Origin of the sequence: Pseudomonas peradeniyensis (assembly GCF_014268935.2) — a bacterium.
In the GTDB taxonomy this organism is placed as follows: domain Bacteria; phylum Pseudomonadota; class Gammaproteobacteria; order Pseudomonadales; family Pseudomonadaceae; genus Aquipseudomonas; species Aquipseudomonas peradeniyensis.
The window spans coordinates 317,485-340,534 of the sequence record NZ_JABWRJ020000004.1; the positions used below are offsets into that span (position 1 = coordinate 317,485).

The 23,050-nt window shown below is 65.8% G+C and carries 14 protein-coding genes; 6 read left to right on the plus strand and 8 right to left on the minus strand.

Going from position 1 to position 23,050, the window contains the following annotated elements:
* The first annotated feature begins 174 nt into the window (after window positions 1-174).
* The 6 genes from HU751_RS21680 to HU751_RS21705 all read left to right on the plus strand — a co-directional run bounded on the left by HU751_RS21680 (window position 175) and on the right by HU751_RS21705 (window position 7,053).
* Window positions 175-1,878, plus strand: a complete 1,704-nt coding sequence (locus HU751_RS21680; protein ID WP_186733176.1) for an amidase — start codon at window positions 175-177, stop codon at window positions 1,876-1,878.
* 141 nt (window positions 1,879-2,019) lie between these two features.
* On the plus strand, window positions 2,020-2,706 hold the full coding sequence (locus HU751_RS21685; protein WP_186733175.1) for a helix-turn-helix transcriptional regulator: 687 nt from the start codon (window positions 2,020-2,022) through the stop codon (window positions 2,704-2,706).
* 15 nt (window positions 2,707-2,721) lie between these two features.
* Entirely contained in the window at window positions 2,722-3,636 is a 915-nt protein-coding gene (locus HU751_RS21690; RefSeq protein ID WP_186733174.1) for a pyridoxal-phosphate dependent enzyme, read from the plus strand.
* An 84-nt stretch (window positions 3,637-3,720) separates the two neighbouring features.
* Window positions 3,721-4,335, plus strand: coding sequence for a TetR family transcriptional regulator C-terminal domain-containing protein (locus tag HU751_RS21695; RefSeq protein ID WP_186733173.1), 615 nt, complete (start codon window positions 3,721-3,723; stop codon window positions 4,333-4,335).
* A gap of 345 nt (window positions 4,336-4,680) precedes the next feature.
* Complete coding sequence (gene nspC, locus HU751_RS21700) at window positions 4,681-5,778, plus strand: carboxynorspermidine decarboxylase (protein ID WP_186714104.1); 1,098 nt, start codon at window positions 4,681-4,683, stop codon at window positions 5,776-5,778.
* A gap of 30 nt (window positions 5,779-5,808) precedes the next feature.
* Window positions 5,809-7,053, plus strand: a complete 1,245-nt coding sequence (locus tag HU751_RS21705) for a saccharopine dehydrogenase family protein (protein ID WP_028691662.1) — start codon at window positions 5,809-5,811, stop codon at window positions 7,051-7,053.
* 41 nt (window positions 7,054-7,094) lie between these two features.
* Here HU751_RS21705 and HU751_RS21710 read toward each other — a convergent pair whose 3' ends face one another.
* The 8 genes from HU751_RS21710 to HU751_RS21745 form a co-directional block, all read right to left on the minus strand.
* Window positions 7,095-7,811, minus strand: a complete 717-nt coding sequence (locus tag HU751_RS21710) for an HvfC family RiPP maturation protein (RefSeq protein ID WP_186733172.1) — start codon at window positions 7,809-7,811, stop codon at window positions 7,095-7,097.
* Window positions 7,804-8,637 (minus strand): HvfB family MNIO-type RiPP peptide maturase, encoded by an 834-nt coding sequence (locus HU751_RS21715; RefSeq protein WP_186733171.1) that lies wholly within the window; start codon window positions 8,635-8,637, stop codon window positions 7,804-7,806. Before HU751_RS21715 ends, HU751_RS21710 begins: the two co-directional genes overlap by 8 nt.
* A gap of 94 nt (window positions 8,638-8,731) precedes the next feature.
* Window positions 8,732-9,223: an HvfA family oxazolone/thioamide-modified RiPP metallophore gene (locus tag HU751_RS21720; RefSeq protein WP_186733170.1), complete on the minus strand. Its 492-nt coding sequence runs from the start codon at window positions 9,221-9,223 to the stop codon at window positions 8,732-8,734.
* 167 nt (window positions 9,224-9,390) lie between these two features.
* A complete protein-coding gene (locus HU751_RS21725) occupies window positions 9,391-9,957 on the minus strand; it encodes a DUF4174 domain-containing protein (protein WP_186733169.1) in 567 nt (188 codons plus the stop codon).
* Window positions 9,958-10,164: 207 nt separating this feature from the next.
* Complete coding sequence (locus HU751_RS21730; RefSeq protein WP_186733168.1) at window positions 10,165-14,634, minus strand: NEL-type E3 ubiquitin ligase domain-containing protein; 4,470 nt, start codon at window positions 14,632-14,634, stop codon at window positions 10,165-10,167.
* Between the two features lie 93 nt (window positions 14,635-14,727).
* A complete protein-coding gene (locus HU751_RS21735) occupies window positions 14,728-19,206 on the minus strand; it encodes an NEL-type E3 ubiquitin ligase domain-containing protein (protein WP_186733167.1) in 4,479 nt (1,492 codons plus the stop codon).
* A 77-nt stretch (window positions 19,207-19,283) separates the two neighbouring features.
* Entirely contained in the window at window positions 19,284-21,644 is a 2,361-nt protein-coding gene (locus tag HU751_RS21740) for a DNA polymerase II (protein WP_186733166.1), read from the minus strand.
* 168 nt (window positions 21,645-21,812) lie between these two features.
* On the minus strand, window positions 21,813-23,018 hold the full coding sequence (locus tag HU751_RS21745) for an MFS transporter (RefSeq protein WP_186733165.1): 1,206 nt from the start codon (window positions 23,016-23,018) through the stop codon (window positions 21,813-21,815).
* Window positions 23,019-23,050 lie beyond the last annotated feature (32 nt).

A 23,050-nucleotide genomic window follows, 5' to 3' on the forward strand; every position in this document is an offset into this window, starting at 1 on the left:
CATCAATAACGGGGGAGCGGCGGTTCGCCGCTTCCCCGTTATTCAGCCCTGCCCCGCAAGCGCCTGAATGCCGCGCTGCAACGAAGCATTTCCCCACTGCATGCCTGCGCCCATCAGGACCTTCTTGCTACACTCGCGCCATGATTTTTCCACCTGCACAACTGTGGTGACAGCATGATCGAGGTAACCGAGGTTTCCATTGCCGAGCTGCGCGACGCGCTCGAGTCCGGCCGCACGACCGCCGTCGAGCTGGTCAAGGCCTACCTGGCGCGCATCGACGCCTACGATGGCAAGGACAGCGCCACCGCACTCAATGCCGTGGTCGTCCGCAACCCTGACGCGCTCAAGGAGGCCGAAGCCTCCGACGCCCGCCGCGCCCGTGGCGAGACCCTCGGCCCGCTGGACGGCATTCCCTACACCGCCAAGGACAGCTACCTGGTCAAGGGCCTGACCGCCGCCTCCGGCAGCCCGGCGTTCAAGGACCTGGTCGCCCAGCGTGACGCCTTCACCGTCGAGCGCCTGCGCGCCGGCGGCGCCATCTGCCTGGGCAAGACCAACATGCCGCCCATGGCCAACGGCGGTATGCAGCGCGGCGTCTACGGCCGCGCCGAGAGCCCGTACAACGCCGCCTACCTGACCGCGCCCTTCGCCTCCGGCTCGTCCAACGGCGCCGGCACCGCCACCGCCGCCAGCTACAGCGCCTTCGGCCTGGCCGAGGAAACCTGGTCCAGTGGCCGTGGCCCGGCCTCGAACAACGGCCTGTGCGCCTACACCCCGTCGCGCGGGGTGATCTCGGTGCGCGGCAACTGGCCGCTGACGCCGACCATGGACGTGGTCGTGCCCTACGCCCGGACCATGGCCGACCTGCTGGAAATCCTCGACGTGGTGGTGGCCGACGACGCCGACAGCCGCGGCGACCTGTGGCGCCTGCAGCCGTGGGTGCCGATCCCGGCCGCCTCCAGCGTGCGTCCGCAGTCGTACCTGGACCTCGCCGTGGGCGCCGAGTCGCTCAAGGGCAAGCGCTTCGCCGTGCCACGCATGTACATCAACGCCGACACCGAAGCCGGTACCTCGCAGAAGCCCGGCATCGGCGGCCCGACCGGCCAGCGCATCAACACCCGCGCCAGCGTGATCGAACTGTGGCAACAGGCCCGCCAGGCCCTGGAAGCGGCCGGCGCCGAAGTGGTCGAGACCGACTTCCCGCTGGTCTCCAACTGCGAGGGCGACCGCCCGGGCGCGCCGACCGTGTTCACCCGCGGCATCGTCAGCAAGGAATTCCTCCATGACGAACTGTGGGAGCTGTCCGGCTGGGCCTTCGACGACTTCCTGCGCGCCAACGACGATCCCAAGCTCAACCGCCTGGCCGATGTCGACGGCCCGCAGATCTTCCCCCACGACCCGGGCACCCTGCCCAACCGTGAGGACGACCTGGCTGCCGGCATGGACGAATACGTCAACATGGCCAAGCGCGGCCTGAAGACCTGGGACCAGATCGCCACCGTGCCCGATGGCCTGCGCGGCCTGGAAGCCACCCGCAAGCTCGACCTGGAAGACTGGATGGACGCCCAGGGCCTGGACGCGGTGCTGTTCCCCACCGTGGCCGACGTCGGCCCGGCGGACGCCGATGTGAACCCCGCGTCGGCGGACATCGCCTGGAGCAACGGTATCTGGGTGGCCAACGGCAACCTGGCGATCCGTCACCTGGGCGTGCCGACCGTGACCGTGCCGATGGGCGTGATGGCCGATATCGGCATGCCGGTGGGGCTGACCTTCGCCGGCAAGGCGTACAGTGACAACAATCTGTTGAAATTCGCTGCCGCCTTCGAGTCGACCGGCTCGCGCCGCATGATCCCGCCGCGCACACCAAAGCTGGCCTGATCGCTGGACATAGCGGGGCAATCCCGCTCCCAAACGCACAATTGCGTGGGAGCGGGATTGCCCCGCGATGCTTTCTACGCCAGTGGAATTTTTCAACAAGGCATGCAAAAATCAACTAAATGTTGATAATGCGATGCCACCATGACGCCTTCCCAAGAACGCCAACTCACCCTGACTGTCCTCCAGGCCACCCTGCAGGCCCTGGGTAGTGTCGTCCCACGCAACGTCGAAATCCTTCTGCATAACCTCGAGCACCCGGAGCGCTCGGTGGTGGCGATCGTCAACGGTCATCTCTCCGGCCGCCAGGTCGGCAGTCCGATTCTCGCCGCCCCCGAGCAGGACCAGGGCTTCAAGGCGCTGATGCAGGCCTCGGCCGACCAGCAGGGCTCTGCGCCAGTGGTGCTGCCCGACTACCCCACCACCCTCAAGGGTCGCAGCCTGCGCAGCGCCACGGCGATCTTCCGTGATCGCGATGGCCAACCCTTCGCCAGCCTGTGCGTGAACACCGACGTCACCGGCCTGGACGCGGCCATGGCCTTTCTCCAGCACTTCCAGCCACTGGGCGCCACGCCGGCGGCGGTCGACGAGGCGGCCGACATGACCGCGCTGATGGCCGGGATCATCCAGGACGCGCTGCAAGGTAGCGGCCAGGGGCGGATGAACAAGCAGGCCAAGGTCGAGGCCGTGCGCATCATGCAGGAGCGCGGCCTGTTCATCGTCAAGGGTGGCGTGGAGAAAGCCGCCGAGGCCCTCGGCGTGACCCGCTATACCGTCTACAACTACCTGGAGCAGCTGCGCGGCGAGCCCGCCACGGCTGCCCGCGACTGAACCCCGGAGCCCATCATGCCGCTGCACATTCCTACCCCGCTGATCGAATCCCGCCCGCTGTCCCTGAGCGCCGGCCGCCCGGTGTGGCTCAAGCTCGAAGCCCTGCAACCGTGCGGCTCGTTCAAGCTGCGCGGCGTCGGCCATGCCTGCGAGGTCCACCATGCCCGGGGGGCCCGGCATTTCGTCTCGTCATCCGGCGGCAACGCTGGGTTGGCGGTGGCCTATGCCGGCCGCAAGCTCGGCGTGCCGGTGACCGTGGTGGTGCCCGAGACCACCACCGAACGGGCCAGGGAACTGCTGCGCCTGGAAGACGCCAGCGTGGTCGTGCGCGGCAGTTCCTGGCAGGAAGCCAATGAACACGCCCAGACCCTGGTCGGCGCGGACGACGCCTTCATCCACCCGTTCGACGATCCGCTACTGTGGACCGGCCACGCCAGCATGATCGACGAAGTCGCCGCAGCAGGTTTCAGGCCCGACGCGGTGGTGCTTTCGGTTGGCGGCGGCGGCCTGCTCCGCGGGGTGGTCGAGGGCTTGCAGCGCAACGGCTGGCACGACCTGCCGGTACTGGCGGTGGAGACCGATGGCGCGGCGTCGCTGCATGCCGCCATGGCCGCCGGACATACCGTGGAACTGCCGCGCATCGCTTCAGTGGCCACTTCGCTGGGCGCCAAGCGGGTCGCCGAGCAGGCGCTGGCCTGCACCCGCCAGCACCCGGTGCTCAGCCACCTGGTCAGTGACCGCGAAGCCCTCGATGCCTGCGAGCGACTGCTGCGCGATCATCGCCTGCTAGTGGAGCCGGCCTGCGGCGCCGCGCTGGCCCTGCTTGAACGCCCCGAGGCCATGGCGGCCTACGGCAATGTGCTGGTGATCGTCTGCGGCGGCGCCACCGCCACGCTGGAACAGATCCGCGCCTGGCGAGCGGCCTGCTGATCCAGGCCGAATCTGCGCAGCTGTCGGCGAACACGTTATCGCTATATACTTTTGAACATATCGATTCAGAAGTACGTGTTTGCCATGCCCAGTATCCGTGACCGCAACCTGCAACTGATCCTCGCCGCCGCCAGCGAAGAGTTCGCCCACCACGGCTTCGCCGCCGCCCGGGTCGATGACATCGCCGCCCGCGCCGGCCTGCCCCGGGCCAATGTGTTCTATTACTTTCGCAACAAGCGCCTGCTCTACGCGGCCGTGCTCGACCTGGTGATGGAGCCCCTGCTGCGCGCCGCGCGCAGCCTGGTGCCGGACGCCCACCCCGAGCAGGCCCTGCCCCGCTACTTCAAGGCCAAGGCCGAGGTGGCGCGGCGTCATCCCGGTGCCGTGCGGGTCTGGCTCAAGGAAATGCTGCATGGCGCCCGGCAACTGCCAGGCGAGCGCGCCGAGCTGCTGCAGCAGAGTGCCCGGCAGACCCTGGCCTGCCTGGCGCAGTGGATGGACCGGGGGCTGATCGTGCGGACCGCGCCGGAGCATCTGCTGCTGTTCCTCTGGTCCACGTCGCTGGCGACCTTCCGCTTCGGCATGGCCCCCGGCAGTTCGGGCCAGATCAAGCCGACCCACGCATCCACCCAGACCCAGGCCGACCTGCTGCTGCGCAGCCTGCGCCCGGAACCCTGGCCACTGGGCAGGATCGCCTGAACGCTATATTGCTTAAAATATAACGATAATCCTGCCCGCCAAGCATTGAATGATCGCGCTCTTCCCGCGCTCATCGGATTCTCCCTGCGCCCGGGAACAGCCGATTACGATAGTCACATTTGTTTGTTCGACTTGCCGATGCCCCAGCAGGAAAAGGCTGTCGGTCGGCCATCGCGGCATGGACCGGTCCGGCACCAGGGACGGCACAGCCACGGGCCTGATGGCGCTTCGCCAACGAAGTGCGCGCGCAACTCGGACGAAATGCGCCTCGCGCCCTTTCGTAGCGCGGCAAGTGAAGGCACAATGCGTGTCCTTTTTTTGGCCGGCCTGGCCGGGGGCCTTTAAATGATCAAGACGCCGTACTACCTCATCGACAAACAGAAACTGCTGGGCAACATGGAAAAGATTGCCTACGTGCGCCAGCAGTCCGGGGCCAAGGCCCTGCTCGCCCTCAAGTGCTTCGCCACCTGGTCGGTATTCGACCTGATGCAGCAGTACATGGACGGCACCACCTCGTCCTCGCTGTACGAGCTCAAGCTCGGCCGCCAGAAGTTCGCCGGCGAAACCCACGCCTACAGCGTGGCCTGGGCCGACGATGAAGTCGAAGAGATGCTCGAGAACTGCGACAAGATCATCTTCAACTCCATCGGCCAGCTCGAGCGCTTCGCCGAGCAGTCCGAGGGCAAGGTGCGCGGCCTGCGCGTCAACCCGCAGGTGAGCAGCTCCGACTACCTGCTGGCCGACCCGGCACGCCCGTTCAGCCGCCTCGGTGAGTGGGACCCTGAGAAGATCGAGAAGGTGATCGAGAAGATCTCCGGTTTCATGTTCCACAACAACTGCGAGAACGGCGACTTCGGCTTGTTCGACAAGATGCTCACGCACATCGAGGAGCGCTTCGGCCACCTGCTGCACAAGGTCGAGTGGGTCAGCCTCGGTGGCGGCATCCATTTCACCGGCGAAGACTACGCGGTGGACGCGTTCTGCGCGCGCCTGAAAGCCTTCTCGCAACAGTACGGCGTGCAGGTCTACCTGGAGCCGGGCGAAGCGGCCATCACCAACAGCGCCTCGCTGGAAGTGACCGTGCTCGACACCCTGTACAACGGCAAGCACCTGGCCGTGGTCGACAGCTCGATCGAGGCACACCTGCTCGACCTGCTGATCTACCGCCTCAACGCCAAGATGGCGCCCAACGACGGCGCGCATACCTACATGGTCTGCGGCAAGTCGTGCCTGGCCGGCGATATCTTCGGCGAGTATCAGTTCGACAAACCGCTGCAGATCGGTGACCGCCTGTCGTTCGTTGACACCGCCGGTTACACCATGGTCAAGAAAAACTGGTTCAACGGTCTGAAAATGCCGTCCATCGCGGTCAAGCAACTCGACGGCAGCGTCGAGGTGGTACGCGAGTTCGGGTTCGAAGACTACGTTTCGAGCCTGTCGTAAGACAGGCTTTCATGAAGGAGAAAAGCTGAATTGAAGAAGAACGTTCTTATCATTGGTGCAGGAGGTGTCGCCAAGGTGGTGGCCCACAAGTGCGCACAGCATAACGACGAACTGGGTCGTATTGCGATTGCGTCACGGAACATCTCCAAATGCCAGGCCATCATCGACAGCGTCAAGGCCAAGGGTAGCCTCAAGGTACCCGCCGACATCCAGGCCTTCTCGCTCAACGCCCTCGATGTCGAGGCAACCAAGGCACTGATCCGCGAGACCGAATCGCAGATCGTGATCAACGTTGGTTCCGCCTTCCTCAACATGTCGGTGCTGCGTGCCTGCATCGATACCGGTGTCGCTTATCTTGACACCGCGATTCACGAAGAACCGGGCAAGATCTGCGAAACCCCGCCCTGGTATGGCAACTACGAGTGGAAGCATCTCGAAGAGTGCCAGCAGAAGAACATTACCGCCATTCTCGGTGTCGGCTTCGACCCGGGTGTGGTGAACAGCTACGCGAAACTCGCGCAGCAGCAGTATTTCGACCGCATTGATTCGATCGACATCCTCGACGTCAATGCCGGTTCCCACGGCAAGTACTTCGCCACCAACTTCGACCCGGAAATCAACTTCCGCGAGTTCACCGGGCAAGTCTGGAGCTGGCAGAACAGCCAGTGGACCAGCAACACCATGTTCGAGGTCAAGCGCACCGACGATCTGCCGGTGGTGGGTTCGCAGAACCTGTACCTGACCGGCCACGACGAAGTGCACTCGATCTCGAAGAACCTGAACGTGCCAAACGTGCGTTTCTGGATGAGCTTCGGCGAGCACTACATCAACGTGTTCACCGTGCTGAAGAACCTCGGCCTGCTTTCCGAGCAGCCGGTCAAGACCGCCGAAGGCCTGGAAGTGGTACCGCTGAAAGTGGTCAAGGCCGTGCTGCCGGATCCGGCTTCGCTGGCCCCGGGCTACACCGGCAAGACCTGCATCGGTGACCTGGTCAAGGGCACCAAGGACGGTCAGCCGCGCGAGGTGTTCATCTACAACGTGGCCGACCACGAGGAAGCCTACGCCGAAACCGACAGCCAGGGCATCTCCTACACCGCCGGCGTGCCGCCGGTGGCCGCCGCGCTGCTGGTTGCCCGTGGCGAGTGGGATGCAGGGCGCATGGTCAACGTCGAGGAGCTGCCGGCCGAGCCGTTCCTCAAGGCGCTGGACGTGATGGGCCTGCCGACCCGCGTCAAGGATGAAAAAGGCGATCGTCCGTGGGACGCTGAAGCCTAAGCTGCACGACGAAGGGGCGCCAGATGGCGCCCCTTCTGTTTTTACGGCACCGCGCGCTGCACGGTCCCGACAATGATGCCCTGCTCGCGCAGTTGTCGCAGCAAGAGCAGCCCCTCCTGCAGATGCTGATCGCCCAGCGCGCGCAAGCGCTCGCGGCCAGTGCCGGGCAGCCCCATCAGCAGCTGCCAGGCCAGCGGCGCCAGGCGGGCGAAACGCACCTGCAGGCCGGCGTCGCGGTACACCAGCAACAGGGTGGGTTGTTCCTCTGCCTCGCTCGGCTGGTGGTCCGGGCCGATGCGCTCCACTGGCCAACGGTAGGCCAGCACCCGTGCCACGCATGACAACAATGGCTCGCCTTCGAGCAGGTCACCCTCAGGATCGTGCGGCGGATCCTCGGCATCGCTCAGGTACAGCTGCGCCTCGATCCATTCATAGTGCGCCAGTTCCAGCTGCCAGGGCGTATCGGGCTCGATACCCTGCAGGTAGTCGATGAACGCCTCGGCGACTTCGGTGAACAGCGGTGTCTGGCTGCGGAAATGGGCGTAGAAATCACGCACCCGCGCATGCCAGCGCTGATCGCCCAAGGTCCGTCGCAGCACCGGGAAGCTGCCGGCCAGCAGCCCTTCGATAGCGCCGTAGAACAGCTCGCGATAGACCTTCAGGCGCCGTGCCTCGATGTCGGGCGGCGGCGGGTTGGCGCCTGGGTCGCGCAGGTGGCGCGCCAGGGTGAACTGCTGGGTGCGCAGGGTCTCAGTCATGGCCTGGTGCTCCATGGGCACGTTGCAGGCTACGGATCCGCGCCGTCTCGGCCAGCAGCTCGGCCAGCGGCGGGTAGTTGAAGTCGCGCTCGAGCACGGTGGGCTGTGCCCCGAAGCGCCGGCAGGCGTCGGCGAACAGCGCCCAGACGTCCTCCTTGACCGGCGCGCCGTGGGTATCGACCTTCAGGTCCGGCGACTCGTCGTAATGACCGGCCACATGCATGCCCACCACCCGCTCACGGGGGATGCCGGCGAGGAAGGTTCGGGCGTCGTAGCGGTGGTTGCAGGCATTGACGAAGACATTGTTCACGTCCAGCAGCAGGTCGCAGTCGGCCTCGTCGAGCACGGCACGGACGAAGTCCAGTTCGGGCATCGCCTGGTACGGCGCGGCGTAGTAGCTGATGTTCTCCACCGCGATACGCCGGCCAAGCACGTCCTGGGCCTGGCGGATGCGTGCGGACACATGGTGGACGGCTTCTTCGGTGAACGGGATCGGCATCAGGTCGTAGAGGTGGCCGTCGTCGCTGCAGTAGCTCAGGTGCTCGCTGTACATCCGCACCTGGTGGCGGTCGAGGAACTGTCGGGTGCGTTCGAGAAACCCCTGGTCCAGCGGCGCGGTACCGCCCAGTGACAACGACAGGCCATGGCAGGCGATGGGAAATCGCTCCGCCAGGCGCGCCAGGCCCTGGCCGAAGGCACCGCCGACGCCGATCCAGTTTTCCGGGGCGCACTCGAGAAAATCCACCGCGCCCGCCTCCATCGTCAGCAGGTCGGGCAGCAGGCCACGGCGCAGGCCGAGGCCGGTGTGCAATTGGGGATGGGGCATGATCGCAAGGCTCCGTGAGGTGTTGAGCGGCATCGCGGGGCCAACCCGCTCCCACGCATGGCAGTGTGGAAGCGGGCTGGCCCCGCGATAAGCTTCAGGACTTGCTGGTCAGATGGCTGAACAGCCCATCAGGCATGGCCTTGCCGTTGGCCTTGTAGATCGCCGCCAGGTGATCGTGGGCCTCCTGCTCGGAGATGAAGCCGTCGTGATTGCGGTCGATCTTGTCGAAGTCAGCCGCGCGGTCCTTGGCCACGGCCAGGAATTCCTCGCGGGAGACCTTGCCGTCGTGATTGCTGTCAGTGCGGGCGAACGAGGCGTCGCCGCACTTGCCCTCACCGCACTTGCCCTCGGCGCCGGCCTTGGCGCTGGTGCCACACTTGCCTTCGCCGCACTTGCCTTCGCTCTGCGTGGCCTTGCCGCCGGCACCGCACTTGCCCTCGCCGCACTTGCCTTCGCCCGGGGTCTTGGCGGCGGCCAGCTGGTAGCCTTGGGCCAGGGGTTCTACGGCGAAAGCGCTGTTGCCCAATACCATGCCGCCGAGCAGGGTGGCGCCGAGCAGGCCGAGGGTTTGACGGGTCGTTTTCATGGTGTTGCTCCACTGTGGTTGGAAAGTGGAGCCATTGAGCCGCAGCGGTGTGTCGCGGATGTATCGAGGCAGGCGATGTTTTGTATGCCAATGGGTCGCGGCGAAGCGCAGATACACAGTGATACATGAACGACCCCCTGATTGCGCAGAGGGCCGTGATAGAGCGGTCAGTCCTCCAGCGGCTTGGGCGGTGCGGCCGGCTTGGCGGGCTTGGCCTTGCTGTCCTTGGCTTTACTGTCCTTGGTCTTGGGCTCCTCGGGTGCGGCGGCGACGGGCTCGGGCGCGGTGACTGCCTTCTCGCTGGCCGGCAGTTCGTCGACCGCCTTGAAGATCACCTGCGGGTCGAGCTTCGCGCCGCTGTCGTCGTCCTTGAGCACATGGCGCTCGCCGTCCTTGCCCACCAGGATCACCTTGGTGCCCTTGCTCGCGCCCAGCTTGAGCTCGCGGATAAGGGCCATGGTGGTCTGCTGCTCGAGGTTCTTGTCCTCGCGCTTGCCCATCATGTTGGCGACGCTGTACAGCACCAGGTTGCGCTCCTTGAAGCCGGCCTGGGTGGCGGAGTCTTTCAGCGCCTCTTCCAGGCCGCGCAGGGTCGGGTCGGCGGAACTCGGGGCAATGACCACCAGGGGCCTGGCCTTGCCCAGTTCCTTGGCCAGGGGCGCGTCGCTGTCGGCGGCGTGCAGGGGGCCGACGACGGCGAGCAGGGTAGCGAGGGTCAGTGACCGGACCAGCATGGGCATCTCCTTATTCTCTCGATAAAACCAAAGACTGCGGATCAGGGAGAAAGATCCGACGCGCGGGAGCCTAAACCACCCGGGCAGGCCGGTGCTTGGGCTAAAGGTAACTTGCCATTACCGGATCCTTCCTGACTGGCCGTTGCCTCCCGGAAACCGTCTACGGCTGAGCTGAGCATAGTTCAATGCCCGCACCCGTGAGGCGCTTCAATGCAGCGGCACCTGCCAGGTCCGCGCGTTCCTGGCCAGGGCCTCGCGGGTCAGCGCCACCAGGGTGTCGTGCTCGCGCCGCAGGATCCGCGCATGCAGGCGGTCGATGGCCTCCTCCGGGGCATCCAGGGCCAGCAGGTCGTCCAGGGTGTCGTGGTCGGCCTGGGGAACCCGCAGGCGTTCGGCAAAGGTCGTTTCCAGGTATTGCCGCCAGAAGCGCAGACCCACCATCCACTCGCTGATCGCATTCTCGGTCTGCGCCGCCCGGATCCAGTTGCGCGCCCAGGCGAGATCCGCCGGCGTGAGGTTGGCCACGCCGCGGTAGAGCATGTCACTGAGCTCGACCGGCAGGTCCAGCTCATCGCGCAGGTCGACTCGATAGGCCAGCGCCACTTCCACCGACTCCACGCCTGCGGTGGGCATGAGTTCGGCGTGGGTCCAGGCCAGTTCGTCGAGTCGCTGCAGGCGCCAGAGCTGGCCGCCCAGATGCAGCAGGGCCTGTTCGCGCTGGCCCGGCAGCGTGCCCTGCTCGGCCTGCCAGACCTTCAGGCGCACCTCCAGGTCACTGAAGCGAAACGTCGCGCTGTCCTCGCAGCGGGTCACCACCGAGTTGTCGAACAGTTCCTCGCGCAATGCCGGGTTCTCTTGCATCGCCTGCAGCATGCGCAACAACCGCGCGGCCAGGTAGCGGGCAGAGAACTCGCGGTGGAAGTCCGCGGATTCGGTGAGTTCGGCCAGCAGGTTGAAGAACTCGGCGGAGTTCGCCTCACCCTCCAACTGGACCCAGACCGCCGCCATGTCATCGCGCACGTCGTTGTCCACCAGGTCGAGCCAGCGCAACTGATAGGGCACCCGACTCTGCGAGACAGGGTTCCAGGTGTTCGTCGCCTCCGCGCTCGCGGCCAGGAGATTGCCGAACAGACTTACCCTGCCCTCGCGCCACAGGTGTGATGGGTAGAAGTCCTCGGGCAGCATCTCGATGCCATTGTCGCTGAGGTCCAGGGTGTGCAGGCGCGGAGCCTCGAGGACACCGTCGGGCAACGCGGTCGCCTCCGTCTGGCTGAGCAGCAAGGCATTGAGCCGCGGCATGCCATGGACGGAGAACGACCTGCGCAGTGGGTTGCGCGACAGGTTCAGGTAGGTCAGCGCCCTGCAGTTGGCCAGGATCCGCTCCTGCTCGGCATCCAGGGTGATCCGGTTGCCGGACAGGTCGAGCACCTCCAGGCGCTCGTTCAGCGACGATGGCAACTGCTTCAGCTTGCAATTGGTGATCTCCAGTGTGCGCAAGTTGGGAAAGGCGTGCAGGAACGTGTCGGGGACCTCCCGCAGCCGCATGGCCCGCAGCGCCAGGCTCGAGACATGGGGAAAACTGACCTGGGCTGGGAGTGTCGGCAGTTGCTGCAGGCGACTGCGGGTCTGGGTCAGCAGGTAGCCTCCCGTCGGCTGCGCGGCATTGGCCTGTTCGGGAATCAGGAACCGCCAGCAATCCATCAACCCGCGCCCCAGGTCGCGTCGCGCTTCCCACTCGGTGGTGGCGAACGCCTTGCGTTTCCAGGTGGTCAGCGTCTTCTTCAGCAGGGCATGCTGCTGCTCCAGCTCACCCAGCGCGGCATCGGCATTCTGGCCGGTCTGCTGCAATTGCTCGAGCCATTGCTGGATCTGCGTATCGCTGTACGCCGGATACAGATCGCGCAACCTGGCCGTCAATGCCCGCGGCCGGTTGTTGCTGATGCCGAACCAGCGTCGCCAGCCGCTGAGTGGGTAACCGATGCGGCCATCTTCGAGCCGCTGCGGGGCCAGGAACGAGGCCGGTGTGCGATCCAGACCCAGCGCGCCCGCAACGGCCTGGCGTTGCTGCAACGCCTGCCGGACCAGCGCCGCCCGCAGGGATTCGGCGAACGGTTCGGCCATGCCCATCGCCGCCCGCTGATCGACGTCGTAACCCTGAGCCAGCACCGCGAACAGCTCACCCGGCTGGCCAATGGCGGCACCGTTGTGGTCCGCGAGCTGGAAGTCGCCGTCGCGATGCACCAGTTGCCACGCCCGTCCCGTGCCCTGGGTGCCAAGCAAGGGCTCACCGGCAGCACCATCGTAAAGCCGCCAGGCCGGTGCCATGACCGAGCCGGGCATCTTGTCGAGCAGCATCAGGACAACCTTTGCCAGGTCGAGATTCTGCGGCGTATCGAAGGTCAACGCCTCCAGCACCCTGGCCAGGCGAATGCGCCGAACCCGCGTGCTGGCCGCCTGGGCCATCGCCAGGGGCACCTGGCGATCAGCGAGCAGCCGTTGCCGGTCGCTGTCGCTCGCCTCACGCAGCAACGTCTGCGCGGCAGATTGATGCAGGCTTGCGAAGTCCCGGCGCAAAAGCCGCGTGGTTTCAGTGCCGAGATGCGATTCGTCGTACAACTGCCGGAACACGATCCGGCGTCCCCTCCAGAGATGCTCCGCCAACTCCTGTTGGCTCATTTGGCCGGCGCCCGGCAGGCCTCTGGCTTTTTCCAGCATGCTTGTATCGACAACCTGAGCGCCCGTGCGCAATTGAGCGACCACATCCTGAATCCGCTCGGCAAGCACCATGCGCTCCACCGTATCGACCAGTTCCGCCTGCGGTGCCCTGCCATAGACATGCACGCCTCGCAGATGACTGCTATCCAGGCCATGAATCGCCAAGGCCTGGTCGATCCGCGCATCGTCCAGACGCTCGAATACACCGCCAAGTCGGCGAAACATCCGGTGCCGGTTCTCCCACTCGCCCGGTGACTCACTCCACAGCCGCCAGGCACCCGCGCCGTTATGACGCAGCAAGGGTCCATGGCCCTGGCGCGGGCGCAACTGCCATTGCTCGTCGCTCGCCCGCCAGCGCACCGGATAGTAGTGCCGCTCCATGCGGATCCAGCAGTGCTCGCCCAGCCGCAAGACGCCCTGTTCGTCCATTTGCGCCGCTGCGGGGGGTGCTTTACTGCGAAAAGGCGCAAGCTCGCCGTTCCACAGTTTCTCGCTGCCATCCTCCAGCCGTGCCGGCACCAGTTCGTCCACCCAGCTCCAGGCCCGCCGCACCGCCACCACGCCGGCCACTGTCGCCCCCACCAGTGCCATGCTCCTGCCCACCGTCAACAGGTGCTCCAAGGCGGCGCTGGTATCGCCTTCACGCCAGTCCTCGACGGACTGGAAGGTCTCTTTCAGCAGGTCCCAGGCCATCACCGCCAGCAGCGCGATACCGACCTGGGGTATGAACAACCCGGCCAGCCCAAGCAAGGTCCAGCCTTCGGCCGCCAGGCGCTTGTCATGCTCGACCTGCATCGCACGGTCAAGCTGGGCCACGGGCGGCGCGATCATCGCGGCGTCGTCCTTGATCTGGGCGATACGGGCGCTGGCCAGGTGCTCGAACAATGCACCGGGGTAGGCCTGCATGTGCTCGTCCAGGTCCCGGGTCGCCCAGTCGGCCAGGTCCCCCAGTCGCTCCTGGACCTTGGTGAAGAAGGCCTGGCTATCGCGCCTGCGCACGAAGCGTCGGAAAAAGCGTTGGTATTCGACTTCACGCAGGCGCTTGCCGAGCACTCGCCGGGCAAAATCCTCCAGGTCCCCACGGGCGCTCCAGGGACCGTGAGGGTCGCCCGGGATATACACCAGCACGCGCTTGCTGGTATCGCGCAGCCAACCCTTGTCGATCACATCCAGCACGACGATCTGCTGCAGGTCGCAACCGAATGCCCTCATCTGTTTGGCGACCACCGAAGCACCGGCGAGCGTGCCCGGCTTGTCATCGTGATAGAGGCCGATGATCAACGTCAGCTCGGCCTCGGTGAGCACACCCTCGGCCCTGGCCTTGCAGGCATCTACCAGCAGGTTGGCCTGCTGCGATTGCCTGAGCAGCGCCTTGACGTTCTGCCCGGCGGCAGTCGAATCCAGTACTCCGGCGAGATGGCGTTGATACTGCGCACCCAGGTCGAGCGCGCGGCACAAGGCGGCAAACCCCCTGGCGTCTGGAGCAGCCAGAACCGTTCCCGCGTCGTCGACCACCGCATTGCGCCGCGGCTGCCCGTTGACGCCAGCTTCCCGTGCGGTGAAGTTGCACAAGGCCGCTTCCAGCAAGGGAGTCTCGTAGTCACTCGTGCCCTGCAACGGGTAACGCCCGGCAATCAGGCCGCCTTCATTGGCAAAGTGGAAATACTGTCGGCGAAAGAACAAGTTATCGACATCCTGCACGACACCCTGCCGGTCGCGCAGCGCCTGTTGCAGCAAAGGCCTGGCGAAGTGATCGATGCCCTGGATTCGGGCAAGCGCCTTGCTCAAGCCCTGTCGGCAGCGCAGGCTGGTCTTGAGCGCTTCGCCCAGCACGGCAAACTGCGCCTGGTTCAGCCCTCGCAGCCATGACGGCAGGCGCCGGGCGACCAGGCGATCCTGATAGTCCTGTTCGATGGCCAGCGTATCGATCTGCGTTGCTGCCCCTTTGACCACGGTGCCCATGTCGTTACTCCGGCTCGGAAAGGTCTACGAGCCTAACGGGCATCTGGACTGCGCTACCGCTAGCTAAATACCACCCTCCCGCAAACCATCTGCTCACGGTGCGTCCAGCGATACCGTCCTGGCCCTGCCCATGGCCTCGCGGGTCAACTGCAGCATCACCTCATGCTCGCGTTGCTGGTTGTCGATATGCAGGCGGGCGATTTCCTGCTCCCGGTCGCCCAGGTCCATGAGCCGTTGCAGCTCCTCGTGCATGCGTGAAGGGACCTTGAGCCGATTGGCATGGTTGGCTCGCAGGTAGTCCTGCCAGAACGGCTGCCTGGCCAGGTACTGGGCCAGGCTGTCCGCCGACTGCGCGGCCATGACGGCGTGCGTGGCCTTGTGCAGGTCCCAGGGTTTGAGGTTGGGAATGCCAAAATAGAGCATGTCGTCCTGCTGGATCGGCAGGTCGAGCTTGCTGCGCAGCGCGATGCGATAGGCCAGCGCGAACTCGATCGACTCGCTGCTCGCGCCCGCCCGGAGCGCATGCTCCGCCGCGACCTGGTCCAGCACGTTCATCCGCCAAAGCTGCCCGCCCAGATGCAGCAGTGCGCGTTCGGGGTGGCGCGCCAGTTCACTGTGGCGCGCACGCCACACCATGACACGCAGTTCGAGGTCGGTGAAGCGAATGGTTGCGTTGTCCTGGCAATCGGTCACGGCCGCGTTGTCGAACAGCTCCCGCTTGAGTACAGGGTCCCGGGCCATGAACTCGAACATGTCCAGCAGGCGGATCGCGAAGTTCCTGGCCAATGGCGCTGACTTGAAGTTGCCCGCCGAGGTCAATGCCGCCAGCGTATTGAAAAGATCGGCAGATCCCTGCTCCGTTTCCAGTTGAGTCCACAGGGCGGACATGTCGTCACGCCTGTCGGTCGGCACCACATCCAGCCAGCGCAGACGGTAAGGCACGCGGCTGGCCTCCAGCCAATGCCATCGACTCAGCGTTTCCGGGGACGCGGCGAACAGGTTGCCGCGCAGGTTCACCCTGCCCACACGCCACAGCTCCGACTGGTGAAAGTCTTCGGGTAGCTCGTACAGGGCGTTGTCCCTGAGATCCAGTGTGTGCAGCTCCGGGCTGTCCATGATGCCGTAGGGAAAGGTGTCCAGCTGGCTGGCTTGAAGGTGCAAGGCATTGAGCCTGGGCATGCCGAAAACCGAGAAACTCCTGCCCAAAGGGTTGAACGACAGGTTGAGGTACACCAGCGACTGACAGCTGGCCAGGACCAGGGCCTGCCCTTCATCCAGGGCGATCTGGTTACCCGACAGGTCGAGCACTTCCAGCTGGCCGGTGAGGGTTTCCGGCAGGGGCAGACGGGTGAGCCTGCAGTGGCTGATCTCGAGGCTGCGCAAGTTGGGGAATGCACGCAGGAAATCATCCGGAACTGTCTCCAGGCGCATGGCGTGCAACCCGAGGATCGAGATATGGGGGAAGCTGACGGACGGCGGTATGCTCGGCAAGTGCTGCAGTCGGCTGCGGACCTGGAACAGCATGTAGCGCTGCGGTTCCTCCAGACCACCTTCCAGCTCCGGGACCAGCCATCGCCAGCAGTCGATCAGGCCCTTGCGAAAGGCACGCCTGGCCATCAACTCGAACGTGGGAAAGGCACCTCGGACCCACTGATCCAGGTGGTTGCTCAGCGCCCGGTACTGTTGCTCAAGGGCTTCCAGGCGCGCCTGAGCGTCGCCACTCTCGAGCCAGCGGCCGATCTGCTCGTCACTGAACGCCGGATAGAGATCTCGCAGCCTCGCCTGCAGGGCCCGCGGCGGGCGCCGGCCCATGGTTGCCCAGAAGCGGCCACCACTCAACGGATAACCTATCCTGCCGTCGCCTAGCTGCAACGGGACCAGGAACGTGCCGCCTGACTGATCCCCTCCAAGCCACGTGGTGATCATGCTCCGCAGACTGCCGGCATCCGCCGCCAAGCGTGCGCGCAAGGCAGGGGCATGGGGTTCGTCAAGACCAAGCGTTGACCACTGCTCGGCACCGCAGGCTTGGGCCAGGGTGTCGAACAACTCACCCGAGCGGAGTTCAACAGCAGCGGTACGGCAACTGAACGCGCCATGGCGATGGATCAGGTCGAAAGGTGTTCCACGCCCCGCTGTGGTCAACAAGGGCTGGTCGGCATCGCCATCGAACAATCGCCAGCCAGGTCTGGTCGCGGCGCCCGGCAGGCGTGCGAGCAGGTGCAGGACGACCCGCCCGAGATCGAGTGTCTGCGGCGTGTCGATTGCCAGCGCTTCGTACACCCGAGTCAGGCGGATGCCCATGACCTGGGTCCTGGCGGCCTGGGCCATGGACAACGGCACCCGTCGTGTTTGCAGCAGCGCCGTCTGGTCATCGGCGCTGGCTGTGCGCCAGACCTCATCTGCCGCGAGGCGGTGCAGGCTGGTAAAACTGCCGCGCAGGATCGAACTGGCTTCGGTATCGGGAAAGTCCGAGTCATACAATTGCCGCAACAGGACGCGGCGCTGGGCCCACACCACATCGGCCAGTGGCTGACCGTCCTGACCCGCTGCATCAGGCAGGCTGCGGGCGCGCTGCAACAGTGCCGAGTCGGCAATGGCCGCGCCACTGCGCAGCTGCTGAACCAGATCACCGATGCGACTGCTCAGCAAAAGGCGACTGGCCGTGTCGGTCACTGCCGCATCCGGGCGCCGACCATAGACATGCCAGGCCCGCAGGTGGTCCTCGTTCAAGTCGTGAATGGCCATGACATGCTTGACCTGCTGCTCATCGAGCGCGCTGAACGGCCGGCCCAACCGACGCATCATCATGTGCGAGCCGCTCCACTCGGCCGGTTGCTCATGCCAGAGCCGCCAGGCCCCCGCGCCATTGTGACGCAGTTGCGGGCGGTGCCCCCTATAAGACAATAGCCGCCAACGCTCGTCAGCACGATCCTGATCGACCTGGTACCAGTGCCCCTGCATCTCGATCCAGCAATTCGTTCGATGCCGGTGGATTCCTTGCTCGTCGATGACGGCGTCACTCGGCGGCCCTTCGTCGCGGTAAGGCTGCAGATCACCGTTCCACAGTTTTTCACTGCCATCGTCCAGCCGCGCCGAGACCAAGCGGTCCACTTTGCTCCAGCCGCGGCGAGCCACGGTGACGGTTGCCGCAGTCGCAGCCAGCGTCACCACGCCCTTGCCAACGTTCAGCCAGTGTTCGAGCGCGGCATCACGCTCGTCGTCGCGCCAGTCGTCAATGGCTTGAAAGGACTCGCGCAACAACTCGTAGACCATCAGCGCCGCCAGCGCCGAGCCAAGCAATGGCACGAACAGTCCGGCCACGGTCAGCAACATCCAGCCTTCGGCCCGCAGACGCCTGTCGTGCTCGGCCTGCACCTGACGGTCCAGCTGCGCCACGGGTGGGGCGATCATTGCAGCATCGTCCTTTATCTGTGCAATCCACGCCTGCGCCAGATGCTCGAACAGCGGCAGCGGATAGCCTGTGGTCTGCTCATCGAGATCGCGGGTCGCCCAGTCCGCCACGTCGTCCAAGCGCTCGCTGAGCGCCTTAAACACCTGGTGGCTGTCGCGACGGCGCACGAAACGGCTGAAGAACCGACGGTAGTCATCCTTGCGCAGCCGCTGGCCAAGCACGTGGCGCGCGTAATCCTCCAGGTCGTCACTGGCACTCCAGGCGCCCTGCGGATCACCACGCACGTACACCAGCACTCGCTTGCTGGTATTGAAGATCCACCCTTCATCAATGACATCGAGCACAACGACGCGCTGCACCGGGCAACCGAAGATTTTCAGTTGCCTGACATGAACCGGAGCACCATCGAGCCTGCCGATCTGGTCATCACGACACAGCCCGATCACCAGTTGCAGCTCGGCATCGCTCAGTACGCCCTGCGCCTTGGCCTGCAAGGCATCGGCAAGCATGCTGCTGCGCAGGAGCTGGGCCAGCCGCATCTTGACACTCTGGTCATCGCTACCGTCGAGGAGTACCGAGTCCAGGTGTTGCTGGTACTGCTGCCCCAGGTCCAGCGTTCGACACACCGAAGCGAAGGACAACGCAGATAGGCCGGCCTGTCGCTCGCCCTTGCCGTTGACCACGGCATTGCGCCGTGGCTGCCGGAGGCATTCCTGCTCGGTGAAATTACGCAATGCTGCCTCGAGCAACGGTACGTCGTAGTAGTCGCTGTCCAGAGCAGGCACACGCCCGGACCAATAGCTGACGGTGGGCGACTCGTAGACATACCAACGGCGAAAGTACAGGTTCCCGAGATCCGAAGAGCTTTGGGTACCAGGACGCCGCAGCAGCGCCTGGAGCGCATGCTGCAGCGTATCGAGCGTCTGCTCCAGCAATGGCCTGGCGAAGTCGTCGATGTTGCTGATCCGGGCAAACACCGCTGATAGCTTCTGCTCGCAGTTCAAGAGCTTGCGCAAGGCATCACCGAGCAGCATGAACTCGGCCTCGCTCAACCGCGTGACCCACTCGGGCAGGCGCTTGACGATCAGTTGGTCCTGGTAGGCCTGGGCCACCGCAAGGGTATCGACTGCAACCGATGGCTGCTGGTTACTGCTCTGCATGCTGACCTCCGTAGTGCGTGGAGGCCCGAGGCTAGGCAAAGCGAGGCGATAGCAATGATTAGATAGCTACCACCCGCTCAGAACAGCAGCAGTTGTCGATCAGTCAGACGGGTGAAATCATCGTTGACGAACGGCAGGATGGCGTCGGCCACCGGCTGCAACTGGCGGCTCAGGTAATGCTGGTAGTCGATCGGTGCCTGCAGATCTTCCAGCGGTTGCGGGCCGGCGGTGGTGATCAGGTAGCTGATCCAGCCGCCGCGCTGGTACTGCAAGGGCCGACCGAGACGGCTGTTGTACTCGTCCGCCAGCCTTGCCGCACGCACATGCGGCGGGATGTTACGCTGGTAGTCGGCCAACGGCCTGCGCAGGCGCTTGCGGTAGATCAGCAGTTCATCCTGTTCACCGGCGAGGGTGCGTTCGACGTAGCCGCGCACATAGTCGCGGTAAGGCTGGCCCCGGAACACACGGCCATAGAGTTCCTGCTGGAACTGGCGGGCCAGCGGCGACCAGTCGGTGCGCACCGATTCCAGGCCCTTGTAGACCATCTCCTCGCTGCCGTCGGCACGGCGCACCAGGCCGGCATAGCGTTTCTTGCTGCCCTCGTCGGTACCACGGATGGTCGGCATGAGAAAACGCCGGTAGTGGGTTTCGTACTGCAACTCCAGGGCACTCTCCAGGCCGAGGGTATCGGCCAGGTGCTGCTGCCACCATTGGTTGACCTCGGCCACCAACCCGCGGCCGATGCGCGCGGCGGCGTCCTCGTCGTGGGCGCCCTTGAGCCAGACGAAGGTGGAGTCGGTGTCGCCGTAGATCACATCAAAGCCCCGTGCCTCGATCAGCGCCCGGGTCTGGCGCATGATCTGGTGTCCGCGCATGGTGATCGAAGAAGCCAGGCGCGGGTCGAAGAAACGGCAGCCACTGGAGCCGAGCACGCCGTAGAAGGCGTTCATGATGATCTTCAGTGCCTGCGAAAGCGCCGCGTTGCCCGCGCGCTTGGCCGCCTCGCGCCCCTGCCAGACGCGCTCGACGATGGCCGGCAGACAATGCTGGCTGCGCGAGAAACGGCCACCGCGAAAACCCTCCACCGAGTGCGCGTCGTCCGGCTGGCGCAGGCCTTCGACCAGGCCCACCGGGTCGATGAGGAAGGTGCGGATGATCGAGGGGTACAGGCTCTTGTAGTCGAGCACCAGCACCGAGTCGTACAGTCCGGGCCGCGAGTCCATGACGAAACCGCCCGGGCTGGCCTCGCCCTCGCCGCCGACGAGGTTCGGCGCGACATAGCCCAGGCGGTGCATGTGCGGGATGTACAGGTGGCAGAACGCGGCCACCGACCCGCCGCTGCGATCCACCGCCAGGCCGGTGACCGAGGCCCGTTCGAGGAGGAACTCGAGCAAGCGGGTATGGGCGAAGATCCGCGTCACCAGCTCGCAGTCCTTGAGGTTGTAGCGGGCCAGGGCCGGCTTGTCCTCGGCGAAGCGGCGGTTGATCTCGTCCATGCGCTGGTACGGCGTGTCGATGGCCTTGCCCTCGCCCAGCAACTGCTGCGCGACGCTCTCCAGGCTGAACGAGGGAAAGCTCCAGGTCGCCGAGCGCAAGGCCTCGATGCCGTCGATCAGCAACCGGCCCGGGGCCTCGGCAAAGAAGTGGCTGCGGCTGCCGTGCTCGCGCAGGTGCATCGGCGCGCCGTCACGGCCCAGGCACAGCGGCACGTTCAGGCGCTGGGCATGCTCGTGCAGCAGGCGCAGGTCGAACTGCACCAGGTTCCAGCCGATGATCGCGTCGGGGTCGTGGCGGGCCAGCCACTGGTTGAGGCAGACGATCAGCTCGGCGCGGTCGGCGCAGTAGTGCAGGTCGAAGTCCAGCTCGCCGGCCTCGCCGTTGGCCGGGCCGAGCATGTAGACCTGGCGCTGGCCGCAGCCTTCCAGGGCGATGCTGTACAGCTCGCCGCGTTCGCTGGTCTCGATGTCAAGCGACACCAGGCGCAACGGCGGGCGGTAGTCCGGGTCGGGCTTGAGCTGGGCATCGTGCAGGACGCCCTGGCTGTCGGGGCGGCCATCGAAACGCACCGGGGCGGTGATGAAGCGCTCCATCAGGTAGCGTTCCGGCGGGCGGATGTCGGCTTCGAACACCTCGACACCGGCGGCGCGCAGGCGCTTTTCCAGGGCGATCAGCTGGCGGTGCTGGCGGCAGTACAGGCCCATCACCGGGCGCAGGTCGAAGTCGCGCAGTTGCAACGGCTTGAGTTCGACGCCCTGTTCGTCGGCCAGCAGCGCCTGGGCGTGGGCAGCCTGGGCCGCCGCAATGAACGCCACCGAGGGCTTTGCGGCCAGGCGCAGGCGCCGTGGGCCCTGGTCGGTGGCCAGCCAGAACTCCACGCAGGTGCCTTCGGGCGTGTCATGCCAGTGGCGGGTCAGGACGAAGCCTTGTTGCAACGGCACTGCGGGAACCTCGGATCGCTGCTTTTCTCACATGGGCCGATTGTACCGTTCCTCTTGGCATAAAGGGGTGCTTCCAGGCCTGGCCCTATCGCGGGGCAAGCCCGCTCCCATGCCCAGCCAGGATTCGAACGTGGGAGCGGGCTTGCCCCGCGATTGCGTCCGATCAGGCTAGCGTGCGCCCGCCACGAAGCCGGCCCGCCGCCCGCTGAACACCAGCAGCCACGCCAACGCCAGCAGCCCCAGCACCACCGCGCCAAACGATCCGACCCCGGCGCCGACCAACAGCAGCCCGCCAACAACCCCGCCCAGGGCGATCGCGCTGTTCCACACCGTCACCAGCATCGACTGCGCCACATCCCCGCCCTCGCCCGCCGCATCGGCGCAGGCGGTCTGCAACAGCGTCGGCGCACCGCCATAGGTCATCCCCCACAGCGCCACGCTGACATGCACCAGCCAGGCAGTACCCTGCGCCTGCCCCAAGGCCAGGGTCGCCAGGGCGAACCCGGCCAGGCACAGCAACACCAGCCCGCGCAGGTGACGGTCGACACCCAGGCCCACCAGCACGATGCCGGCCAGCGAGGCCAGGCCGAAGGTCATCAGCACCTGGCCCACCTCGGCCGCCATGCCCGCCGCCGCCAGCAGCGGCACGATGTAGGTGTAGAGGATGTTGTGCCCGAGGATCCACGCCAGGATCACCAGCAACACCCGCGCCACGCCCGGCGTGCGCAGCACCGCCAGCGCTGCGGGGCGCTTGCCGGCGGCCTGGCCGGGGAAATCCGGCACCGCCCGCACCACCCAGACGGTCAGCAGCAACGCCGCCACCGTGACCACCACGAAGGCCGCGCGCCAGCCCAGCCAGGCGCCGAGCCAAGTGCCGATGGGCAGGCCCAGCGACAGCGCGATGGGTTGGCCCAGCATCGCCACCGCCATGGCCCTGCCCTGTTGGGCCGGCATCACCATGCGCCGTGCATGGCCGGCGATCAGGCCCCAGGCCAGGCCGGCGGCGGCACCGGTGAGAAAGCGCAGGCACAGGGTGAGGGTATTGTCCGGCGATACTGCGGTCAGCCCGTTGAACAGGATGAACCCGGCGATCGCCAGCAACAGCGCGCGGCGGCGCCACCAGCCCTGGGTCAGGGTTACCAGTGGAATGGCGGTGAGCAACGAACCCAGGGCATAGGCCGTGACCCACTGCCCGGCCATGGCCTGGCTGACCTGCATGCCGTCGGCGATCTGGTCGAGCAGGCCGGCCGGCAGGGTTTCGCTGAGGATGGCGATGAAGCCGGTCAGGGCCAGGGCCAGCAGGCCACTCAGGGGCAGGCGCGCGGCGCTGGCGGGGGATGCGGCGACGCTCGCCGTCGGGGAAGGTGAATGCATGGTTGTCTCCGGCTATCGATCAAGGCAGGCAT